Source organism: Nitrosomonas sp. Nm51 (genome assembly GCF_900111165.1).
In the GTDB taxonomy this organism is placed as follows: Bacteria; Pseudomonadota; Gammaproteobacteria; order Burkholderiales; family Nitrosomonadaceae; genus Nitrosomonas.
Genome location: NZ_FOGH01000003.1, coordinates 133,815 through 155,191, shown reverse-complemented (window position 1 = coordinate 155,191; position 21,377 = coordinate 133,815). Strand labels below are relative to the sequence as shown.

The 21,377-nt window shown below is 49.1% G+C and carries 19 protein-coding genes; 4 read left to right on the top strand and 15 right to left on the bottom strand.

The features are described 5' to 3' along the window. Positions 1-4: 4 nt before the first annotated feature. The 11 genes from BMY60_RS02620 to BMY60_RS02570 all read right to left on the bottom strand — a co-directional run bounded on the left by BMY60_RS02620 (position 5) and on the right by BMY60_RS02570 (position 13,086). Entirely contained in the window at positions 5-2,002 is a 1,998-nt protein-coding gene (locus BMY60_RS02620) for an alpha-1,4-glucan--maltose-1-phosphate maltosyltransferase (protein WP_090330979.1), read from the bottom strand. Then, a complete protein-coding gene (gene glgB, locus BMY60_RS02615) occupies positions 2,003-3,928 on the bottom strand; it encodes a 1,4-alpha-glucan branching protein GlgB (protein WP_090330978.1) in 1,926 nt (641 codons plus the stop codon). Between the two features lie 352 nt (positions 3,929-4,280). After that, entirely contained in the window at positions 4,281-6,317 is a 2,037-nt protein-coding gene (locus BMY60_RS02610) for a hypothetical protein (protein ID WP_090330976.1), read from the bottom strand. 380 nt (positions 6,318-6,697) lie between these two features. Continuing rightward, on the bottom strand, positions 6,698-7,453 hold the full coding sequence (locus BMY60_RS02605; RefSeq protein WP_090330975.1) for an ABC transporter permease: 756 nt from the start codon (positions 7,451-7,453) through the stop codon (positions 6,698-6,700). Continuing rightward, a complete protein-coding gene (locus BMY60_RS02600; RefSeq protein ID WP_090330973.1) occupies positions 7,450-8,370 on the bottom strand; it encodes an ABC transporter ATP-binding protein in 921 nt (306 codons plus the stop codon). The genes BMY60_RS02605 and BMY60_RS02600 overlap by 4 nt, the downstream gene beginning before the upstream one ends. 63 nt (positions 8,371-8,433) lie before the next feature. Next, positions 8,434-8,736, bottom strand: a complete 303-nt coding sequence (locus tag BMY60_RS02595) for an STAS domain-containing protein (protein WP_090330972.1) — start codon at positions 8,734-8,736, stop codon at positions 8,434-8,436. 39 nt (positions 8,737-8,775) lie between these two features. Beyond that, positions 8,776-9,387: an MlaC/ttg2D family ABC transporter substrate-binding protein gene (locus BMY60_RS02590; RefSeq protein WP_090330970.1), complete on the bottom strand. Its 612-nt coding sequence runs from the start codon at positions 9,385-9,387 to the stop codon at positions 8,776-8,778. A gap of 73 nt (positions 9,388-9,460) precedes the next feature. Beyond that, a complete protein-coding gene (mlaD, locus tag BMY60_RS02585) occupies positions 9,461-9,928 on the bottom strand; it encodes an outer membrane lipid asymmetry maintenance protein MlaD (protein WP_090330969.1) in 468 nt (155 codons plus the stop codon). 3 nt (positions 9,929-9,931) lie between these two features. Next, the gene (gene mlaE, locus BMY60_RS02580) at positions 9,932-10,726 is read right to left on the bottom strand and encodes a lipid asymmetry maintenance ABC transporter permease subunit MlaE (protein WP_090330967.1); all 795 of its coding nucleotides are present in this window, start codon (positions 10,724-10,726) and stop codon (positions 9,932-9,934) included. Then, the gene (locus BMY60_RS02575) at positions 10,719-11,531 is read right to left on the bottom strand and encodes an ABC transporter ATP-binding protein (protein ID WP_090330966.1); all 813 of its coding nucleotides are present in this window, start codon (positions 11,529-11,531) and stop codon (positions 10,719-10,721) included. The genes mlaE and BMY60_RS02575 overlap by 8 nt, the downstream gene beginning before the upstream one ends. A gap of 118 nt (positions 11,532-11,649) precedes the next feature. Then, entirely contained in the window at positions 11,650-13,086 is a 1,437-nt protein-coding gene (locus BMY60_RS02570; protein ID WP_090330964.1) for an alanine/glycine:cation symporter family protein, read from the bottom strand. 578 nt (positions 13,087-13,664) lie between these two features. Here BMY60_RS02570 and BMY60_RS02565 point away from each other — a divergent pair. Then, positions 13,665-14,501, top strand: coding sequence for a thermonuclease family protein (locus tag BMY60_RS02565; protein ID WP_090331010.1), 837 nt, complete (start codon positions 13,665-13,667; stop codon positions 14,499-14,501). 40 nt (positions 14,502-14,541) lie between these two features. Here the strand turns inward: BMY60_RS02565 and BMY60_RS02560 are convergent, their stop codons facing one another. From BMY60_RS02560 to sdhC, 4 genes are all read right to left on the bottom strand, one after another. Further along, the gene (locus BMY60_RS02560) at positions 14,542-15,225 is read right to left on the bottom strand and encodes a TIGR04211 family SH3 domain-containing protein (RefSeq protein ID WP_090330963.1); all 684 of its coding nucleotides are present in this window, start codon (positions 15,223-15,225) and stop codon (positions 14,542-14,544) included. A gap of 93 nt (positions 15,226-15,318) precedes the next feature. Further along, on the bottom strand, positions 15,319-17,082 hold the full coding sequence (gene sdhA, locus BMY60_RS02555; protein WP_090330961.1) for a succinate dehydrogenase flavoprotein subunit: 1,764 nt from the start codon (positions 17,080-17,082) through the stop codon (positions 15,319-15,321). A 1-nt stretch (position 17,083) separates the two neighbouring features. Beyond that, entirely contained in the window at positions 17,084-17,437 is a 354-nt protein-coding gene (gene sdhD / locus BMY60_RS02550) for a succinate dehydrogenase, hydrophobic membrane anchor protein (protein WP_090330960.1), read from the bottom strand. After that, the gene (sdhC, locus tag BMY60_RS02545) at positions 17,431-17,823 is read right to left on the bottom strand and encodes a succinate dehydrogenase, cytochrome b556 subunit (RefSeq protein WP_090331009.1); all 393 of its coding nucleotides are present in this window, start codon (positions 17,821-17,823) and stop codon (positions 17,431-17,433) included. The genes sdhD and sdhC overlap by 7 nt, the downstream gene beginning before the upstream one ends. 278 nt (positions 17,824-18,101) lie before the next feature. Between sdhC and BMY60_RS02540 the strand changes: the two genes are divergently transcribed. The 3 genes from BMY60_RS02540 (at position 18,102) to BMY60_RS02530 (ending at position 21,377) form a co-directional block, all read left to right on the top strand. Further along, positions 18,102-20,102: a GumC family protein gene (locus BMY60_RS02540; RefSeq protein WP_090330958.1), complete on the top strand. Its 2,001-nt coding sequence runs from the start codon at positions 18,102-18,104 to the stop codon at positions 20,100-20,102. Between the two features lie 157 nt (positions 20,103-20,259). Next, positions 20,260-20,463: a sulfur carrier protein ThiS gene (gene thiS, locus BMY60_RS02535; protein ID WP_090330956.1), complete on the top strand. Its 204-nt coding sequence runs from the start codon at positions 20,260-20,262 to the stop codon at positions 20,461-20,463. 119 nt (positions 20,464-20,582) lie between these two features. Beyond that, positions 20,583-21,377 (top strand): thiazole synthase, encoded by a 795-nt coding sequence (locus BMY60_RS02530; protein WP_090330955.1) that lies wholly within the window; start codon positions 20,583-20,585, stop codon positions 21,375-21,377.

Here is a 21,377-nt window from a genome sequence, read left to right as displayed (position 1 = left end):
TTGGTTACATATAGTAATCAAAATCCCGTTCGCTGCGCACACGCCTGCGAAGACGAAAAATGTGCGCCGGTACTATTTGGGGATTCAGTTCAACATAATTGCGTGGACCATTCCAGATAAAACGTGCATTGCTCAATAAATCATGCACCTGGTACGAACGGTCTGCGTCCAGCCCGAAAGCATCCAGCGGAATATTCAGCCATCCGGATTGTGTATGATGCGGGTCAAGATTGACCAATACCAGAATAATATTGGCAAGGTCATCAGTATTTTTACTGTAGCAGATAAGCGCATCGTTATCCACGGCATGAAACTGCAGCATCCAGTCATGTTGCAAGGCCGGATTTTCTTTGCGGATACGGTTAATGCGTGCAATATAGTCTTTCAGGCTGTCATGCCGATGCAGCTCCCAGTGCCGGATCTGATATTTTTCAGAATTCAAATATTCCTCACCACCAGGCTCTCTCGGCGTATTTTCGAACAGCTCATATGCAGGACCATAAATACCGTAACTGGCGCCCAGTGTTGCGGCAAGTGCGAAACGGATCATGAAGGCAGGGCGTCCACCGAACTGCAGGTATTCCGTCAGGATGTCCGGGGTATTCGGCCACAGATTGGGACGCAGGTATTCACGTTCCCTGCTTTGCGTCAACTGTGTGAGATATTCGGTGATTTCTTGTTTGGTATTGCGCCAGGGAAAATAATTATAGGACTGGCTGAATCCCAGTTTGGCTAAATAATGCAACACTTTGGGGCGGGTAAATGCTTCCGCCAGAAAGATCGTATCAGGGTGGTCATGCTTGATCCTGCCGATCGCCCATTCCCAGAAATAAAAGCTTTTGGTATGCGGATTGTCCACCCGAAAAATCCGCACACCCTGTTTAATCCAGAAACGAAACACATTTTCCAGTTCAGTCCATAAGCGCTCCCAGTCAGCACTTTCGAAATCAAAAGGATAGATGTCCTCATATTTCTTTGGCGGATTTTCCGCGTATTGCACGCTGCCGTCAGGACGGTGCCGGAACCATGCGGGGTGTTCTGCAACATACGGGTGATCTGGAGAGCACTGAAATGCTATATCCATGGCGATTTCCAGTTTGTGCTCGCGCGCGCGGTCGACCAGATTGCGAAACTCCTTCAATGTACCCAGTTCCGGATGAATGCTGAGGTGACCGCCCTCCTTTGATCCGATAGCCCATGGACTGCCCGGATCATGATCCTTTGCAATCAGCGTGTTGTTCGGTCCTTTGCGCTTTGTATAACCAATTGGATGGACGGGCGGCAAATACAAAACATCGAAGCCCATTGCGGCAATATACGGCAGACGCGCCTCGCAGTCAGCGAAGGTACCATGGCATCCGGGTTCAGTGCTGCATGAACGGGGAAACGCCTCATACCAGGCGCCAAAACGGGCCAGCGCAGGTTCAACCACAACAACAAGCTCCCTGTCATACACATTAACCAGATCCGGGTCTGCATACCGGGTCATCAACTGTGCCAGACTCGTGTCCATTGCCGTATCAAGACGTGCGCTCCGGTCATTATTGCTGTGCAACAATTTAGCAAAATGCCTGAGTTTTTTCGTATCGCTTTTGTTCGCACGTTTTGCGGCCGCATCGACCAGTTCCGCGCCTGTAAGCAGCGCCAAATCGACATCGTCAGGTTCGGTACGCCGTTTCAGATCGTGAGACCAGGAGGCAAAATGATCGATCCAGGCAGTCACAGTGTAATAGTAGCGTCCCAAATCGTGCACCGGAAATGCGCCCTGCCAGCAATCGTTTGGCAGCGGCTTCATCGGGGTTTTATGCCATGCCGGCTGATGTTCGTTGCGATACAGCAGCAAGCAGTGAATACGGTCATGGCCGTCGGTAAAAACATCCGCATCCACCGTGACGGTCTCGCCCACGGAGCGTTTTATGGGGAAGCGTCCGTAGTTTACCTGCGGTTCGACATGTTCGATAACAACCCGACGCTGCCCGGCTTCAGGTAACTTCAGGGCCATCTATCCCTCCGCTTTTAAAAAAAGTGTAGTCAGTGGCGGCAGGCTCAATACCAGGGAATGCGATCTGCCGTGAACACTGACGGGCGCCGCTTCGACGCCGCCCAGGTTGCCATGACCGCTGCCGCCATACAGCTCTGCGTCACTGTTCAACGCCTCACGCCACCAGCCGCCGCGCGGCACACCCACACGATAGTTGATGCGGAGAATCGGTGTAAAATTACATACCACCAGAATGATTTCTCCGCTGCGCTTTGCTGTCCTGATAAAACTGAGCGTACTCTCTTCCCAGTCGTTACAATCAATCCATTCAAAACCTTCGGACACGAAATCCTGCTCATAAAGCGCTGCTTCTTCGCGGTAGAAACGGTTAAGATCTTTCAGCCAATCCTGTATGCCACGATGTGGGGCATACTGCAACAGGTCCCATTCCAGGCTCTGGTCATGATTCCATTCGCGGCGCTGCGCAAATTCGCTTCCCATAAACAGCAGCTTTTTGCCGGGGTGGCCGTACATGTAACCGTAAAGCGCCCGCAAATTGGCAAACTTCTGCCAGTCATCGCCAGGCATCTTGCCGATCATTGAACCCTTGCCGTAAACCACTTCATCATGCGAAAAAGGAAGCAGAAAATTTTCGCGAAACGCGTACCACAAGCTGAATGTGAGCTGATTATGATGGTGCTTGCGATGAATCGGGTCTTTGGTGAAATAAGCCAATGTATCGTGCATCCAGCCCATATTCCATTTCATGCCGAAACCCAGTCCACCCAAATATGTCGGCCGGGAAACCGCCGGCCAGGCGGTGGATTCTTCAGCAATGGTCTGCGCGCCCGGATAATCCCTGTATACCGCCTCGTTCAGGCTGCGTAGAAAGCTGACTGCTTCAAGGTCCTCGTTGCCGCCATGCTCGTTTGGCGTCCATTCTCCCTCGCGCCGGCCATAATCCAAGTAAAGCATGGAGGCGACGGCGTCAACGCGCAGACCGTCGATATGATATTTGTCCAGCCAGAACAAAGCACTGCTGATCAGAAACGCGCGCACCTCGTGGCGCCCGTAATTAAAGATATAACTGTGCCACTCGGGATGGTAACCGCGTTTGGGGTCGGCATGCTCGAATAAATTGGTGCCATCGAAATAATGCAAACCATGTGTGTCGTCAGGAAAATGAGAAGGCACCCAGTCCAGAATGACGCCAATTTCCTGCTGGTGCAGGCTGTCTACCAGAAACATAAAATCCTGCGGGGTTCCGTACCGCGCAGTCGGAGCGAAATAACCCGTCGTCTGGTAACCCCAGGAACCATAGAAAGGATGTTCCGTGACCGGCAGAAATTCAACGTGCGTAAAACCCATTTCACGCACGTATTCAGGCAGCCATTTGGCCAATTCGCGGTAATTGAGCGATCGATTGTCTTCTTCAAGCATCCGCCGCCAGGAACCTGAATGCACTTCGTAAATGGAAATTGGCGCATCCAGGTCATTAGCGGCTTTACGGCGATTCATCCAGTTCTCGTCGCTCCACGCATAATCCATTTCCCAGATTTTTGACGCTGTTTTGGGAGGCGTTTCCCAGTATACGGCAAAAGGGTCGCCTTTATCTGCGCGGTAACCGTGATACCGCGAAACAATATGATATTTATAAACCGAACCCGGTAACAGACCCGGAATGAACCCTTCCCAGATCCCCGAATCATCATTCCGTAATTTAAGCGGGTGCGCGTCGGCGCTCCAGTTATTAAAATCACCGATGACCGAAACAGACTGCGCATTCGGCGCCCACACGGCAAATAACGTACCGGATTGATCCTTATGTACAAAGGGGTGGGCGCCCAGCTTTTCATACAACCTTGCATGCGTACCCTGTCTGAAAAGGTAGATATCTCCTTCCGTCAGCAATGTAATGTCATGCTTTATTGATTCTGTCTTATCCATATCAATGCTTCCTTGCTGGATATATGTATGTTTACAAGTTAATCCGGATCATTAGCCGCACAGTAAAATGCAGAATTGTCATATTTGAGAACCCGCAAATGGGCGGCAAACCTAAAGGGTAATAAACCATCCGCATCATAAAATAATCCGTCCATCCTTATTCTTTCACCTGTTTATTACCTTACAGCAATTTACAATATCGGGTAAGTCATTTTCACAACCGGTGTATTCAGAATCCGAAGAAATATCGTATTCCATACCATCCGAACCAAACAAAACGGCAGTACTAACGATGATGGCCGGATTTGCATCACATAAAAGACCGGTACGTTTTTTGTTTAATCCAATTAAATCATGAGCATTTATCCACCACTTTGCATGGTTTCATTGATTGAATCAACCTTCCACACTTTTCATGAAGTCCTTTATTTTTCAGGATATTAGACAGCATTGTCCTGGCATTATTTTTGGCGATTGTACAAGTGTTATGCTTATGTTTACCCATAACGCATGCTTCAGCGGTCGGCGTCCCGCATTCCTGCGGCGCGTTCTGCAAATATGCCTTGCCAATGTAACCTTTTGGTTTTATCTGAATTTCTATACCGGTTTCACTGCCTTCACCACTGGATAATGTGCTGCCGGGAAACTTTGATCCGCTTCCCGTTGAAGTAGCGCCACCTGATCCGCCAGGGGCAGTCGAGCTGTTTTTCCGGAATTCATCGGATTTATATCCACAGTATTTGATTTCGATATTCCCTACCGCGGAGCAATCCAGTCCTCTTCCAACAAATCGTAAGTCGACGCGTCCGCTGGACGTTTGGCCTGCCGAACCTTTGCTGTTCCCGGTCAAACCGCCTTCTTCCTGGACTTTGGAAATAGACGTCAACAATTTGGCTGAAAGTCTTACTTCCAGGTCTCTTTGGGAATCGGCTATTCTTAAACCCCAATCAGTCGCGCTAAATGTGGCAGTCGCCGATGCGTCTGTGGTCACTTCACCAACGCTACTGCTCCACGATTTATTTTGCCGAAATCCACCGCTTCCTTCAACAATGCCGCCGCCGGGAATCAGTTTTCCCCCGCCTCCTATTTCCTTTACAGTCTCCGATTTGACATCTTTGACACCGATCCGGACGGAAACATCACGTTTGACAGCGTCACTCCAGTTCCACCGCTCGTGACCTTGTGCTTTAGAGCCGCCTTTTATAAATCCCGACAACTCGGCCTGACCGGTCGCGGATGCGCTCACGCCTTCGACATTGCCGGCAGAAGCTGTCATGGCTATTGAGCCATCCAATGTCAGTTTTTTAAGATTGGCGCCGTCTGTATCCGCGCAGTGCTCCTTGTGTTTTGGAATAAGCTCAAAAACAAGATAGAAGGCTGCTTCTTTGGCACCGTCACTTTTGTCCGTAGTGCTTTTATCTTTCACAGCGGTAGACAGATTATTCGGCCCATGACTGCCGGCCCTGCTCATCAATGCATATACTGTAGCGATACATTTATTTTTTATCATCGGTTCGCCATGGAAGGTTGGTGGCTCTTCTGGCGGTTCCGGCGTTGATTCATCCGTTCCGGAAATCCTTGGCCCATCCTGTCCGTTGCCGGGCTTAGGCGGTCGGAGAGTATCGTCTGTACTGGTTTTTTTTTGCGGTGGCAGCGTTATATCACCGCTGTTGCCAATGCCGCTCTTTTGTGGCTTTGCTTGCGCCAACGTTCCATCAAACCGGATTACCTGATCTGACAGGGCAGCAGCCGGCACTGACCGGGAGAATTCAACCTCAGCAGGTTGATTTGGATCTACTTCTCCAATGAGCGCCGTGAGGTGTTCTCGCGTTACAGGATCGTCTTTTAGCAACAGGCCGTGCCGCCAAAGCGCCGCAACAACCGCTTGTGGCGTATCGGCATCTTGAAAGCGAAGACTTTGTCTTTCGGCTTGATACGCATTCAGCCTTTCCCAAGGAACTTCAATGAGGTTGAGATTCTTGTGAATCACAGGCCGGTCCGCAATGCCCACATAGGCACCTGTTTCGTTTTGTTCGGCCCTTTCCTGTTGTGTCGGCTCAAACCCGGCTTCTTTTGCCCATTCTTCGAAAGCAATGACATACTGTGGCTCAACTTCTTCCCAGCCAGATGGACCATCTATAGTTGCTGCATTTGTCTTGAGCGCCAGCCCTGTTGTTAACTTTAGCGGAGCCGCTTCTAACCTGGTGTTAGTTGAGACCGGTGTGATCGTGTCAAGCGCTGATTCATCAGATTTGATGATCTCAAATTGCTTTTCTTGGAAAGAACTGCCTGCTTCGCCGGATGATTGCGCCCATCCCAGAGAGCATAAGATAAATCCTGATAACACAATAGCGCTTGCTTTCAAGTAGATTAAGAACCAATTATTCATTTTGGCCTCCTTCAAGATTAATAGTTTGTAGATAATGATATTGTTGCTGAATCATTTATTGCTATTAATCTATACGGGCACGGAACTACTTTGGATTTGATCATCCCAAATTTTTTTGTAGATTCGAACTTCTGAAGGTCTTGCGGCAATTGAAAATTGGATAATTGCCAGAGGGGTTATCTCAATCAGTGAATCAGATCGTTGTCTCTTGGCAAAATACGCGACGGTGCCCGCAGCCATGCGTAGCAGTGTGAGTTTTTACATACACAAATGAACGATCATGCCGGGACTACGGTTTTTAGTGTTCCAGGCATATGATGATATGCGGAACATCAAAAACCGTATGCGACCATATGCGGCTTCTCAAGTCGCTTTTGCCCTCAATGCCTTAATTTATAACCGCTCCTGAGCATTCTGATCGCCAGCAGAGAAACAGCTGTAAAACATGCAATGACAATGCAGAGACTTACGTATGGAGAAAAATCCGAGGCACCAAAAAAGCCGTAGCGGAACCCGTCGATCATATAAAAGAAAGGATTGAGATGCGATAAAAACTGCCAGACAGGCGGCAGCGAATGAATCGAGTAAAAAACGCCGGAGAGGAATGTCAATGGAATAATAATAAAATTCTGAAACGCGGCCAGCTGATCGAATTTGTCCGCCCAAATGCCGGCGATCACGCCGAGCGCGCCCAGCAGTCCGCTGCCCAGTATGGCGAATATCCAGATCCACACAGGCCAGTAAATCGGCGTTTCAAAAAACAGTTCAGTTACCAAATACACGCCAGCGCCCACCAGCAGGCCGCGCGCGACCGATGCCAGTATATAGGCGAAAAAGATCTCCCGGTATGTCAGCGGCGATAACAAAACAAAGACGATATTGCCGCTGATCTTTGACTGGATCATGCTGGATGATGCGTTGGCAAATGCATTTTGCATTACCGCCATCATCACCAGTCCCGGTATCAAGAAGACCGCGTACGATACCCCCTGGTATACTTCCACATGCGCTTTTAGCACATGAAAAAATATCAGCAGATACAACAGCGTTGAAACAACGGGTGCCAGTATGGTCTGAAAACCGACTTTCCAGAAACGCAACAGCTCTTTATATAATAGGGTCAGAAAGCCTGTCATTGCGTTTGCGGCAGTGAGCTGTTCATTAAATTGACAAACACATCTTCAAGATCGGGCTGTAATAACTGCATTTCCTGAATCTGAATTCCGGCCTGCCGCAGTTGCGCCAGTATCGATTCGATCTGCGTGTAATTGTCTATTTTCAATTCAACACATCCGTTGCGACAGCCTGTTTTTTTCTCCTGTAGCGCCGGTGGCAAGCTAGTGTCCGGCTGCAGCTTCAGACACAATGTATAACCCACTGCCATGGTGCTGATGAGGTTTTGCATACTGTTTAAGGCAATCACTTTTCCATGTTTGAGCATGGCAACGCGATTACATAACGCTTCGGCCTCTTCCAGATAATGTGTGGTCAATACGATGGTATGACCTTCAATATTAAGCTGGCGGATAAAATCCCAGAGCGACTGGCGCAACTCCACATCAACGCCTGCCGTGGGTTCGTCCAGGATAATCACCGGCGGTTTGTGAACCAGTGCCTGCGCCACCATGACGCGCCGTTTCATGCCGCCGGAGAGTGTGCGCATGTTGGTGTTCGCTTTGTCTGCGAGACCCAGCCGGGTAATAATTTCATTAATCCATGCAGTATTATCTGCAATCCCGTAATAACCTGATTGAATTCTCAACGTTTCACGCACTGTAAAAAAGGGATCGAAAACAAGTTCCTGCGGTACTACGCCTAATTGCCGCCTGGCCTGCCGGTATTGGCTGACCACATGACTGCCCATGACATGGACTGACCCGCTATCGGCAACGGACAGCCCTGCGATGGTATGAATCAGGGTTGTTTTACCGGCGCCATTGGGTCCCAGCAAAGCAAAAAACTCCCCTGCCTGTATTTCCAGATCCACATGATCAAGCGCACAAAACGCACCAAAATATTTGCATACATTCCGGACTGCTATAGCTGCGGGCATAGAAACAATTTTTCGGTTGAAGAAGTAGGTATGAAACCGGAATTTTCTGAAATTTCAGGGATATTAACCGCCTGAGCCCGGTGTAACAATCTCGGTTACGTCATACAGCTGCACCAGGCTTTCCAGGCTTTGGGGCAGATGGATGATTTCGAGCCGGCAGTTCTTTTGATTTGCCGCGCGCAACCACTCAAACAGCATACTGATGGCCGTTGAATCCACTTCGCTAATCCGCTGCAGATCGACTTGCAAATGACTGCTTGCAGCGTCTTCATTGATGCAGGCAGTCCCCTGTCGCATCAATTCAACCACGTTATGGATAGTAACAGCCCCCTGGACTACGATTGTATTGCCTTCCCGGTGCACCATAGCGAAGCAATATTTCAATCTATAAGCATGTCAAATAATTTACTTGCCTTCCAGCGAACGGTTCTTGTCCGACAGGGCCTTGATCAATCCATCAATGCCACCTTTACGGATCTGGCTGTTAAATGACCCGCGGTAGTTGGTGACCAGACTGACACCGGCAACGGTTACATCATAAACTTTCCAGCCGTCTGATCCTTTTTTCATGCTGTAATCAATCGGGACAGGCTGCTTGCCGCTGCCCTGGTGAACGATTGTCCTGACCGTGGCATCGTCTTTATTTCCCAAGTCTCTGATGGGGTTGACCTTTACCGTTTCATCGCGGTAAGTCGTTAATGCATTGGAATAGGTTCTGACCAACAGTGTTTTGAATTCTTTAACCAGTACATTCTGCTGTTCCGGCACCGCAGAAGACCAGTGCTTGCCCATTGCCAGGCTTGTCATGCGTGTAAAGTCAAAGTGCGGCAGGATTTTGTTTTCGATCAGGTCGAGCATCCTTTCCTTATCTTCGCCGATTTTATCGTCTTTACCGATAATCTCAAGAACCTCCTGGACAGTTTCGTCCACAAGCCGGTCCGGTTCCATCATCGACCACGCCGGGAACACGAACAGGAACGAAACCAGAAGCGGCATAACACCAAGCAATTTTTTCATTGTTCTCTCACAAATTCATTGAATGTTTGATTAACCATAGAAATATAAGCAACGAGGATTCTATTCAGACGGATTAAAAAGCATTATCTTCCGATGCCTTGTCAAATAAAAAGCGCCCGATCATTTCCTCGAGAACCAAGGCGGAGTTTGTTTTCATAATTGTATCACCTTCCTTAAGCATCATTTCATCACCCCCCGCATCCAGTCCGATATACTGCTCACCCAATAACCCGGATGTCAGAATACTTGCAAACGTATCTTTGGGAAACTGGTAGCGCTGCTCAATACTCATGGTAACAATGGCGTTGTAGGTTTTCGTACTGAACTCAATAGACGTCACACGACCAACCAAAACACCGGAGCTTCTAACCGGCGCTCTGACCTTTAGCCCACCGATATTTTCAAAATTGCCTTTAATCACATACGTATCCGATCCGTTGTAGGTATCCAGATTACCCACTTTCAGACTTAAAATCATGAGCGCACCAATTCCAGCCAAAACAAACAAACCGACCCATAAATCCAGCGTTGCTCGTTGCATTACTTACAATCCTCTAAACATGAAAGCCGTCAGAATAAAATCCAGCCCCAGTATAGCCAGCGATGAAGTGACAACTGTACGGGTTGTCGCGCCTGAAACGCCTTCGGCCGTAGGGAGGGAATCATACCCTTCAAACACGGCAACCGCCGTCACCGCGACGCCAAAAAAACAGCTTTTGATAAATCCATTCAAAATATCGATGCGAAAATCAACGTTGCTTTGCATTTGCGACCAGAACGAACCCGCATCAACGCCGATAAACACTACGGCAACCAGATAACCACCGAATACACCCATAACTGAAAATATGGCCGCCAGCAATGGCATGGATATCACGCCCGCCCAGAAACGCGGCGCTACCACGCGTGCGACCGGATCAACGGCCATCATGCCCATTGCAGCGAGTTGCTCGGTCGCTTTCATCAAGCCGATTTCGGCAGTGATTGCCGAACCGGCACGGCTGGCGAATAACAATGCGGCCACCACCGGTCCGAGCTCGCGCACCAGCGATAATGCTACCAGTGTGCCGACAGCCGATTCCGAACCATACTTCTGCAGTGTCTCGTACCCCTGCAGGCCCAGCACCATGCCCACGAACAGACCTGAAACAACGATAATAATCAGTGATAGAACGCCGACGTAATATAGTTCCCGCACGACCAGATTGAAACGCCGTACGCTGGCGCCCGATTTCAACAGCACTAGCAGAAAAAAACGAGTAGCCTGTCCGAGCCTGCGGACACCTTCGATGGTACGGTGGCCGGTCTTTTGAATGCCTGCAATAATACGCTTAGGCAACGGTTTTCTCCAGTTGCAAATCTTTGAGGTATGTTTGTGCCGGATAATGAAAAGGCACAGGACCATCGGTCTCGCCATGAACGAACTGATGCACAAATGGCGCTTTGGAAGCTCGTACTTCATCAGGGGTTCCATGCGCGGCAATTACGCCGTCCGCGATAAAATAAACATAATCGACGATACTTAACGACTCCCGTACATCATGCGTAACTATAATTGACGTCATTTCCAGCGCATCCGTCAAACGGCGGATCAGACTGCCGATTACACTCAACGAAATCGGGTCCAGGCCGGTAAAAGGTTCGTCAAACATCATCAGCATGGGATCGAGCGCAATCGAACGGGCTAAAGCGACGCGGCGCGACATACCACCCGATAACTCAGCAGGCATCAAATGGTGCGCCCCACGCAAACCGACTGCATGCAGCTTCATCAACACCAGGTCGCGAATCATCGATTCCGGCAGATTGGTATGCTCGCGCATTTGAAATGCCACATTGTCGAATACCGACAAATCGGTAAACAATGCGCCAAATTGGAACAGCATGCCCATTTTGCGGCGCATGGCAAACAGGTTGTCGCGATTAAGTTCATGGATGACCTGTCCTGAGACTTTGACGCAGCCGGATGATGGCGTCACTACTCCACCAATTAATTTCAACAGCGTTGTTTTTCCAGAACCGCTTCCACCCATGATGGCAATTACCTGACCGCGTTTCATGGTCATATTAACGCCATTCAGGATGACGCGTGTATTGTACGAAAAATTTAAATCGCTGATTTCTACAAGCGTTTCGGTTGTCATAGTCACAAATGGTTATGCAGCGGATTAAGGCGCATACATCGCACCGGCGTGATTCTAACAGGCCTGGATGCGTGTTGCATTAAGATCGTTTACAGTTGATGATATCGTGGACAATAAACTACCGGATTCCCAGCTTCTGTAGATAAACCTGCAGGTCTTTCTTGATTTCGGGCGCGAGCAAATACAGTCCAATAATATTCGGTATTGCCATGGCGAAAATCATGGAGTCTGTAAACAAGATAATATTTGACAGCTGCGTCGCCGATCCGATCACAATAAATACACAAAAAATAACTTTATAAATGTTTTCAACAATATCATACTCACCAAACAGATAGGTCGTACATTTTAATCCATAATAGGACCAGGAAATCATGGTTGAGTAAGCGAACAAAAAGACCGTTACCGACAACACATAGGGAAACCATGAAATTCCTGAGGCGAAGGCACGCGATGTGAGTTCCACGCCTTCAATGCCGCCGCCTTCGACATAAGCGCCGGATATTACGATAACCAGCGCGGTTATCATGCAGATAACCACTGTATCAATAAAAGGCCCCAGCATACCCACCATACCCTGACTGACAGGCACGTCTGTTCTTACGGCGCTGTGCGCGATTGCAGACGAACCAAGACCCGCTTCATTGGAAAAAGTAGCCCTTTGCACACCCATTAGCAGCGCGCCCATCATCGCGCCAATTCCGGCCTCCGGATATAACGCCATTTCAAAAACTGTCTGCAGCGCGTCCGGTATCGCCTCATAATGCACGCCGATCACCGCAAATCCTGCGAGAATATAGGTTATTGCCATAATCGGTACGACGCTGCTGGCCACTGCCGCAATCCATTTGATACCACCCAGAATCACCAATCCGACAAGCAGCGCCATAAATATACCGAACAGCCAACCGCGTTCGGCCAGGAATCCGGCTTCGCCGCCGGTTACAACCAAGGCCTGCTGGTACGCCTGATTCGCCTGAAACAGCCCGCCGGCGCCAACGGTTCCACCGATACAACAGAGCGCAAATAGCCCGGCCATAAATTTACCCAGCCTGGGCTTGTGAAATTGATTAAAAGCCGCTCTCAAATAATACATCGGACCGCCCGATATGGCTTCCGGATGCCGCCTGGATCCGTGCTGGCGGTATTTGACGCCCAAGGTAACCTCTATAAATTTGGTCGACATGCCGAATAAACCCATCACCGCCATCCAGAATGCTGCGCCGGGACCGCCTACTGAGATAGCAACGGCCACCCCGGCAATATTGCCCAAACCAACAGTACCGGAGAGCGAAGTCATCAATGCCTGGAACCGGTTGATTTGTCCATCTGCATTGTCCTGGTCGTACTTCCCTCGTAACACATCGATGCCATGCCAAAAGCAGCGGATATTGATAAAACCGAGATACACGGTAAAAAAAAGCCCGGCAGCGACAAGCCATAACAACACCAGCTTGATTTCAAGATCAAAGAACGGAATGCTATAAAAAATAACTGCAGCAACGGCGTTTGAAATAGGTTCAAATGCGGTATCGATGATTTTATCGATTTCCATTTACGCTATTTTCACTCCTGTATTTTGATAAAGTACCGTTCATACTGTTTTGCGTTATTAATGATTATGTATTTTTTGAAGCACGTACCGGCACAATGTATCCAATGATTCAATCAGTCCGGACTCATCCGGCTTTATATTTTGCGATCGCTAGAAAGTAAAACAGAAAACCGCTTTTTACCCGGTAATTGTTGCTTAAACTCTGCGGTTAATATGTCACATCCTTTGACTTAGGAGCCGTTCATAAATAACTGTAACACCTGGATCGCATCTGGCGGGTACACTGCGGCATTGTTCGCCGTCGCCATAGCTTGGCTATGACTCATCCTCTCGCCTTGCATTGCATCCCGCCAGACGCGCCCAATTGTCACGCTTGTTTATTCGCGGCTCCTTAAGCTCAGATTGAATACGAGAAAAGCGATGGCCACACACGCAATAGCACACAAACAGTCTGTCAATTAAAATTCTTTTATTTTGCCATATTTTTATGTTAAAGCATATTTGCTGTCTTCGGGACATGCATGATCATTTACCGCGGTATGTCAGGTCTCCAGAAAAAAACAGATCAAGCGATGCGCATGCAACACATTAAATTTTTTTCATGCGTACTGGCAATCAGTCTCGGGTTACCATTTCAAACGGTCTTCAGTACTGAAATCTTCCGCGTTGAAGATGCGTCGGGCAGAGTCACCTATTCAGATAAAGCGACTGATGGTGCGAAACCCGTTCAACTACCTGACCGTGTTTATCGGCATCTGCACCGGGTAAAAAAAGTTTATGATGGTGATACCCTTGTTCTGGAGAACGGCAAACGTGTCCGGTTATTGGGTGTCAATACACCTGAAATTGAAAGCCGCCACCGTGCTGGCGAACCAGGCGGAAAATTAGCCAAGACATGGCTGCAAAAAAGGCTTCAAGGCCGGAAAGTTTATCTGGAGTATGATCTGGAAAAACAGGACAAATACCGGCGACTACTGGCGCATGTGTTTTTACCCGATGGCAAACACATCAACCTCGAGTTGATTAAAAACGGCCTGGCTTTTGTGAGTATCATGCCGCCGAATTTACGGCATGCAGATCAATTTGAGCTGGCGCAGAAACTGGCTGAACAAAGCAAGCTGGGGATATGGCGATTACCGCGGTACCAGGCTCAAGCACTAACAGCAATCACATCGGATAACAGAGGCTGGCGGCGTTATACCGGGGTACCTCAGTCAGTACAACAAAAAAAACGGTTTACATACCTGATTTTCAGCAATCAGACCAATATCCGCATCGATAACGATCATCTCGGGCACTTCCCTGACCTGGAGAGCTATCTGGGAAAAACAGTGGAGATTCGCGGTTGGGTTTCCCGCAGAAGTGATAAATTTTCAATGCAGATTCGCCATCCTAGTGCACTGATACGATTATAACAAACAGTTGAAAAACACTATGCGGACTTTCGACTGATAATCAAAAACCGCCATAACGGGACCGCCTGCCCCAGCTGATTTTAGGTATGATCATGCCCAGCAACAAACCGCCCAGCAGAACCAGCGCCCCAGTGATAAACCAGTCTTTTTCATTACTGTTGCTAAGTGCGCTGTAGTCTGCCTGCAGTACTTCAAGTTGCGATTTCGTTTCGACAAATTTCTGATGCAATTGCTGATTCTCCGCATCTATCGCCAGCACATTTGCGGCTGTGCTTTTGATGTCATCCAGCTGCAACTCCAGTTGTTTTTTTTCCTGTTCAAGTTGCGTGATGTGTTTATTAATCTTTTCGTACTCAGCTTTAATCAGGTTCGCCTGGTTTCGTATGCTGCTGTTTTGAGGATCGTCGTCGGTTACGTGTTTGACCAGATGCTCCAGCTGGACTCTTGCCGCCGGCTCGCGCATCAAATAGCGGCTCAACACCCAGCCCTCGGTACCGCCATGCGTCCTGACACGTGAATACCCGTTTTCTGCGTCCTGTTCCAGCAATTCAAGCGCGGTACCGCTTTTTATCATGCGTTGAATTGCGTGTTTGCTGCTCGGACCGCTGCGCAGCATGATTTCAAAACGGTCGGTGACGTAGCGTTGCTCTGCTGCCACCTGGGCAGAAAAAAATAAGCAAACGGTTATAAAAATCGATAGTATAACGAGATTACTTTTTTTCATCGTGATCTTTAGATAGAGGGCTATTAAGAGTTAATTTCCAGACCCGACAGGATCAGGACAGAATAGATAGACAACAATATAAATCAGGGGACGTTAATAGGTTCTTTTTTTGGGAGGAAATGAATCCACTGTCAATGGTTTAAGACGGACAGGCTTGTAATCCAGACGGTTGTTTTCGCTAAAAAACAGCGTGTGTCTTAGCCAGTTGCCATCATCGCGCTCGGGAAAATCATCGCGTGCATGCGCGCCGCGGCTTTCACGCCGCGCCTCGGCGGAAACCATCGTTGCCATCGCAATTTCTTTCATATTATCGAGTTCCAATGCTTCGATCCGGGCAGTATTGAAGGTCTTGCTTTTATCCTTGATTTCGGTGCGTTCTACACGGCTCGCCACTTCTTTTATTTTCTCTACACCTTGCATCAGCGTATCCTCGAAACGAAACACGCCGCAATAGGTTTGCATTGTCTTGCATAGCGCATCGGTCACTTGTGCAACACTTTCACCATCCGTCTGGTTTTCCAGCCGTTCAAGCCTGGCCATCGTCTTTTCGGCGGCGTCGGAGGGCAGTGGTTTGTGGTGCGCGTTTATTTTCAGATCTTCAATTATCTGATTGGCCGCGGCGCGGCCAAAAACGACAATATCCAACAGAGAATTCGTCCCTAGTCGATTAGCGCCATGTACCGAGACGCAAGCACATTCACCCACCGCATAAAAGCCGGTAACGATTTCTTCAGGCCCGGTCTTGTACGGCGCCACAACCTGTCCAAAAAAATTGGTCGGAATGCCGCCCATCATATAGTGCGCCGTCGGCACCACGGGAATGGAATCATGAATCGGATCAACATGCGCAAATTTCATCGCGAGTTCACGGATGCCGGGCAATCTTGATTTGATGATATCTGCACCCAGGTGATCCAGCTTTAGCAGCAGATGGTCTTTTTCTTCGCCGCAACCGCGCCCCTCCTTGATTTCAATCGTCATTGAACGCGCGACCACGTCGCGGCTGGCCAGATCCTTGGCGTTGGGCGCGTAACGTTCCATAAAACGTTCGCCGCCTTGATTAATCAGGTAACCGCCTTCGCCCCTCACCGCTTCGCTAATCAATACGCCAACACCGTGAATGCCGGTCGGGTGAAACTGCCAGAATTCCATATCCTCAAGCGGAATGCCTGCGCGCGCCGCAATACCGAGGCCATCGCCAGTGTTGGTCAGCGCATTGGTATTCGCTTGAAAAATACGTCCACCGCCGCCAGTTGCAAACAATGTAGCTTTTGCCTGCAAAGCCATCACGTCGCCGGTTTCCATTTCCATCGCCACAACACCCAGCACATCACCGATCTGGTCACGGATCAGATCCAGACACATCCATTCGACAAAAAACTGAGTATTCGCACTGACGTTGCGCTGATACAGCGTATGCAACAGCGCATGACCGGTTCGATCTGCAGCCGCGCAGGAACGCGTTGCCTGCGCACCGCCAAAATGCAGGGACTGCCCGCCGAACGGGCGCTGATAAATTTTACCGTTATCCAGCCGGTCAAACGGCATGCCATAATGCTCCAGTTCGTACACTACTTCACTGGCCTGACGGCACATAAATTCGATGGCGTCCTGATCGCCAAGATAGTCAGAACCTTTGACGGTATCGTACATATGCCAGTGCCAGTTATCCTCTGTTACATTGCCCAGCGCAGCAGCAATTCCTCCCTGCGCCGAAACAGTATGCGACCGGGTCGGAAAAACCTTGGACAACACCGCAACCTTAAGTCCGGCCTCGGATAATTGCAGCGCGGCACGCATGCCGGCACCCCCAGCGCCAACGATTACAACGTCAAATTTTCTTGTCACAACCGGCACATCAACTCCATAAAATTTCGGCAGTCCACACCAGGTAAGCCAGCAGGGAAACAATCACCAGAATCTGCAATGTCAGCCGAATGGCTGCAGACTTGATATAGTCCATCAACACATTGCGAACACCCACCCAGGCATGCCACATCAACGATGCTAAAAACAGAAACGATGCAACGCGCATTCCTGGATAACTGAAAATTGCCGCCCACTCCACCTGATTCTGCGGCGCTGAAATCCAGACAATGACTGCAAACAATACGATATAGGCAACCATCAACACCGCTGTCACGCGTTGTGCCAGCCAGTCTTTCAGGCCATAGTGCGCACCTGTAACAATACGTCCATTCTGTTTTACCATAAGACAATTCCTGCAGCTAGCGTCAGTGCAACACTCACAACCAGCACCCATTTGCTGCTTGCTCGCGCATGAGCAAGCGCGACTCCATAATGTAAATCCAGCACAAGAAAGCGGATGCCAGCACACAAATGATGCAGACTAAACCAGACAAACAGTAGAACCAAGCCTTTTACGACCGGGTTCTGCATAAGCGTAAGTAACGCTTGAAAACTATCTGCTGACTCGAGCAGCATCTGCAGGCCATAGAGCAACAACGGTATGCCCGGGAAAAAAAGCAGTACACCACTGATACGATGCATGATCGAAACGATGGCCGGTAACGGTTGACTGATTTTGAACAAATTGAGATGCTTGGGGCGTTGTTTTTTTAAAAGTTTCGCTTCCATGCATAAAACCTTATTATGATAGTTCAAAGCAATTACGATGCGCTTCACTGCTAATAAGTGTAGTCTGTTATACTCCTTGATACAAGTCATAATAACTCAATGGAGAGTGTTGCCTGGATCGTATTTGCTCGGATTAAATTTCAGGTTCTTATTTACGACTGGAAAAAATCATGCTGCAGATTGCAAATTTTGATTTTATATATAGCTGCATCCGTTTTTATCCATTTTGAACTTGTTAAAATGTAACAATCCAGAAAAAGCGCATCATTTCGTAGATCATGTCTAACCGCTTACCTCCGGAAACAGTTTTATCTCTCAATGATGCCAGCGATGACTGGCATCCTTCGCAGCATGACCTCAAACCATGGTTTAAATCCCGCAGATTAATCATTTTTGCCGCCGCTTTCCTGGTCAGCGTGGCATTAACGTTAGGTTATGTTTATTCCCGCCCTGCAATATACCTGAGCTACGCGACCCTGTTAACTGTCGCTAAAACCGCGATTGATTTGCCAAGTGGAGATGCCGATATTCAGCATGTCGCCATTCAAAAACAAATTCTGCTGGGATCGGAACTGCTGGCGGAAACGTCGAGACGGTTAAAAACAGCGAACGATACGACGGCCCAGATCGACTTGAATGCCAACGAAATCCGTCAAATGCTTGATGTCAGGCCGGTTGTCGAAACCAATCTGGTTGAAATGGTTGCCGAAGGTTCCAGGCCGGAAGTTCTGCCGGCACTGATCAATACCTGGATTGATGTGTATCTGGACGCCAGAGCGGCCGAAGTTTCCCGGTTGTTGGGTGACACTACGCTGATTATTCAGGAGGAACTCGACGGATTAGCGGAAAAAATTCAACTAAAACGCGCCGGACTTGACCAGTTTAGGCAGAAACACGATATCGCTTCCATTGAGCGCGAAGAAAACGAAGCATCAGCACGGCTGGTGGGCCTGAACGAATCACTTAATGATGCCATGGAAGAGGAAGTTAAAGCCAAGGCAAAACTGGATGCAGTCAATGCGGCAATTGAGCGCGGACAGGCCGTAGTGCCACAGGAAGATACACGCACACTGAGCCTGCTTGAAGACCGGGCGCAGGAACTGCGTCAGGAACTGGCGGAACTGAATCTGCGCTATACCCAGGAATATCTGAATTTATCACCCGCACTCAAGGTCATTCCAGAACAACTCCGCGACCTAGAAGCAGAAATCAAACGCATGCGCTGGCACGGCCAAACGGTTGTTCAATCCGATGCGGAGCAGGAATATGCCGCAGCCAAGCAATCTGCCGATGAAATACGCCAGCAACTCAATGCGCATAAGGCCAAAGCGACCGCCTTTTCTGCCCGTTTCACAGAACATGAAGCGTTAAAAGGCGATCTCGAGACGCTGGAAGCCCTTTATCGCGAGACACAGGAGCGACTGGTCCAGATTGAAACAAAATACGCAGGCAAGTATCCGCATGTCGATGTGATTGAACGCGCTTTTCTGCCCGGCGCGCCCGTGCGGCCGAATTATCTGCGTGATGCCGGCATCGCTGTTATCGGATCGATTCTATTCGGCCTGTTCTGTGTCTGGATCGCCGAATTCCTCACGCGTAAAACCGAACCGAAATCGGTTGTCAATCTTTCGGGCATCCATTTGTACGACCGGCGTATCAACAAGCAGGATGCATTCGAACTCCCGCGGCAGTCAATTGATAAACTGCCGCGGCAAAACCCTGTTTTAAATAGTCCGCCTCCGCAGGAAATCCCCTCGCAGCAGATCAGCTTATTACTGCACAGCGCCGGTTTCAAAGAAAAGTTATTGATTGCGCTGCTGCTCAGCGGCGCAACCATGGAAGAAATCGCAACAATTAAACAGGAAGATATTGATTTAGAAAATGAAAAGCTGCTGATCCATGGCAAGTCACCCAGATCGCTATTGCTGAATCCGGCATTAAAAGCGCTTTTAGCAAACACCGCCTGCGGCCTGATGCACGCTTCGGGGGAACCGCTGTCCGAAGAAGACCTTGCCGCATTACTGAACTGCGCAATTTCCGACGCGGATTTATCAGATAACGGCGATAATGAAATCAACGCCGACACGCTGCGGCAGACCTATTTGATTTACCTGGTCAGACAGGGTATCCGTCTTGCAGAACTCGAAAAAATAGCAGGCTACATTCCACCGAGAGAACTGTCCGGCTACAGCATTTACCAACCCGCGGGACCTAAACGATTCAGCGGGGAGATTAACTTGGTTTATCCCGAATTGCACAATACCCTTATCGCGTCGTAAACAATGTGCGGCTGTTGTATTTGGGCGCATATTCCTATCAATAATGGTAATCAGCGAACCATATACTGAACTACCATCGTTTTTCACCATCATGATAAAATGTACGCTGCAAGTTAATTCAGTTTGTTTTTTCGATTGATTCGATAATTTATTCTTAATGATACACATCACAATCAATGGCGAAACCCGCCAGCTCAGTCAAGCTATCAACATTGCGCAATTTATTGATGAAAACAATTTACAGGATAAGCGTATCGCCATCGAGCGAAACGGTGAAATCGTGCCGCGCAGTCAGTTTAATGATCAATTCCTGGCTGACGGAGACCGCCTCGAAATTGTCGTTGCAGTCGGCGGCGGCTAGCACCGCCCGATCGTCTGTCGGCTGCTTGCATGCCTTCATGCCTGCGGGTTAACAGACTTCCACCTTGCACGCACAGCCGGTTTACCATTCAACCTTGATCCGACTCATTACAGTATTTCATGGATAATCTCATCATTGCCGGAAAAACCTATACCTCAAGACTCCTGGTCGGCACAGGCAAATATAAGGATTTCACAGAAACCCGTGCGGCCATTGAAGCCAGCGGCGCAGAAATTGTCACCGTTGCGATCCGCCGCACCAATATCGGCCAACATGCCGATGAGCCAAATCTGCTGGACAGCGTCCCGCCGTCGAAGTATACCCTGTTACCCAATACTGCAGGCTGTTATACGGTTGATGACGCTGTTCGCACTTTGCGTCTGGCCCGTGAGCTGCTCGACGGCCACACGCTGGTCAAGCTGGAAGTACTAGGAGACCCCAAAACGCTTTATCCAAATATCGTGGAAACGATCACAGCAGCAGAAATACTGGTCAAGGAAGGCTTTGATGTAATGGTTTATACATCCGACGATCCGATCGCCGCCAGACAGCTGGAGGAAATCGGTTGCGTTGCCATTATGCCGCTGGCTTCATTAATCGGATCAGGCATGGGCATTCTGAATCCCTGGAATCTGCAGATCATTATCGACAACGCCAAAGTGCCGGTGCTGGTTGACGCCGGTGTCGGCACGGCGTCTGATGCAGCCATCGCGCTGGAACTCGGCTGCGACGGCGTATTAATGAACACAGCCATTGCCGCTGCCAGAAATCCCGTATTAATGGCGTCGGCAATGCGCAAAGCCGTCGAAGCCGGCCGTGAGGCGTATCTGGCCGGCCGCATGGCGAAAAAAATGTATACCGCCAGCCCGAGTTCGCCGGTTGACGGCGTGATTGCCAGCGCGCAACCTCAGTAA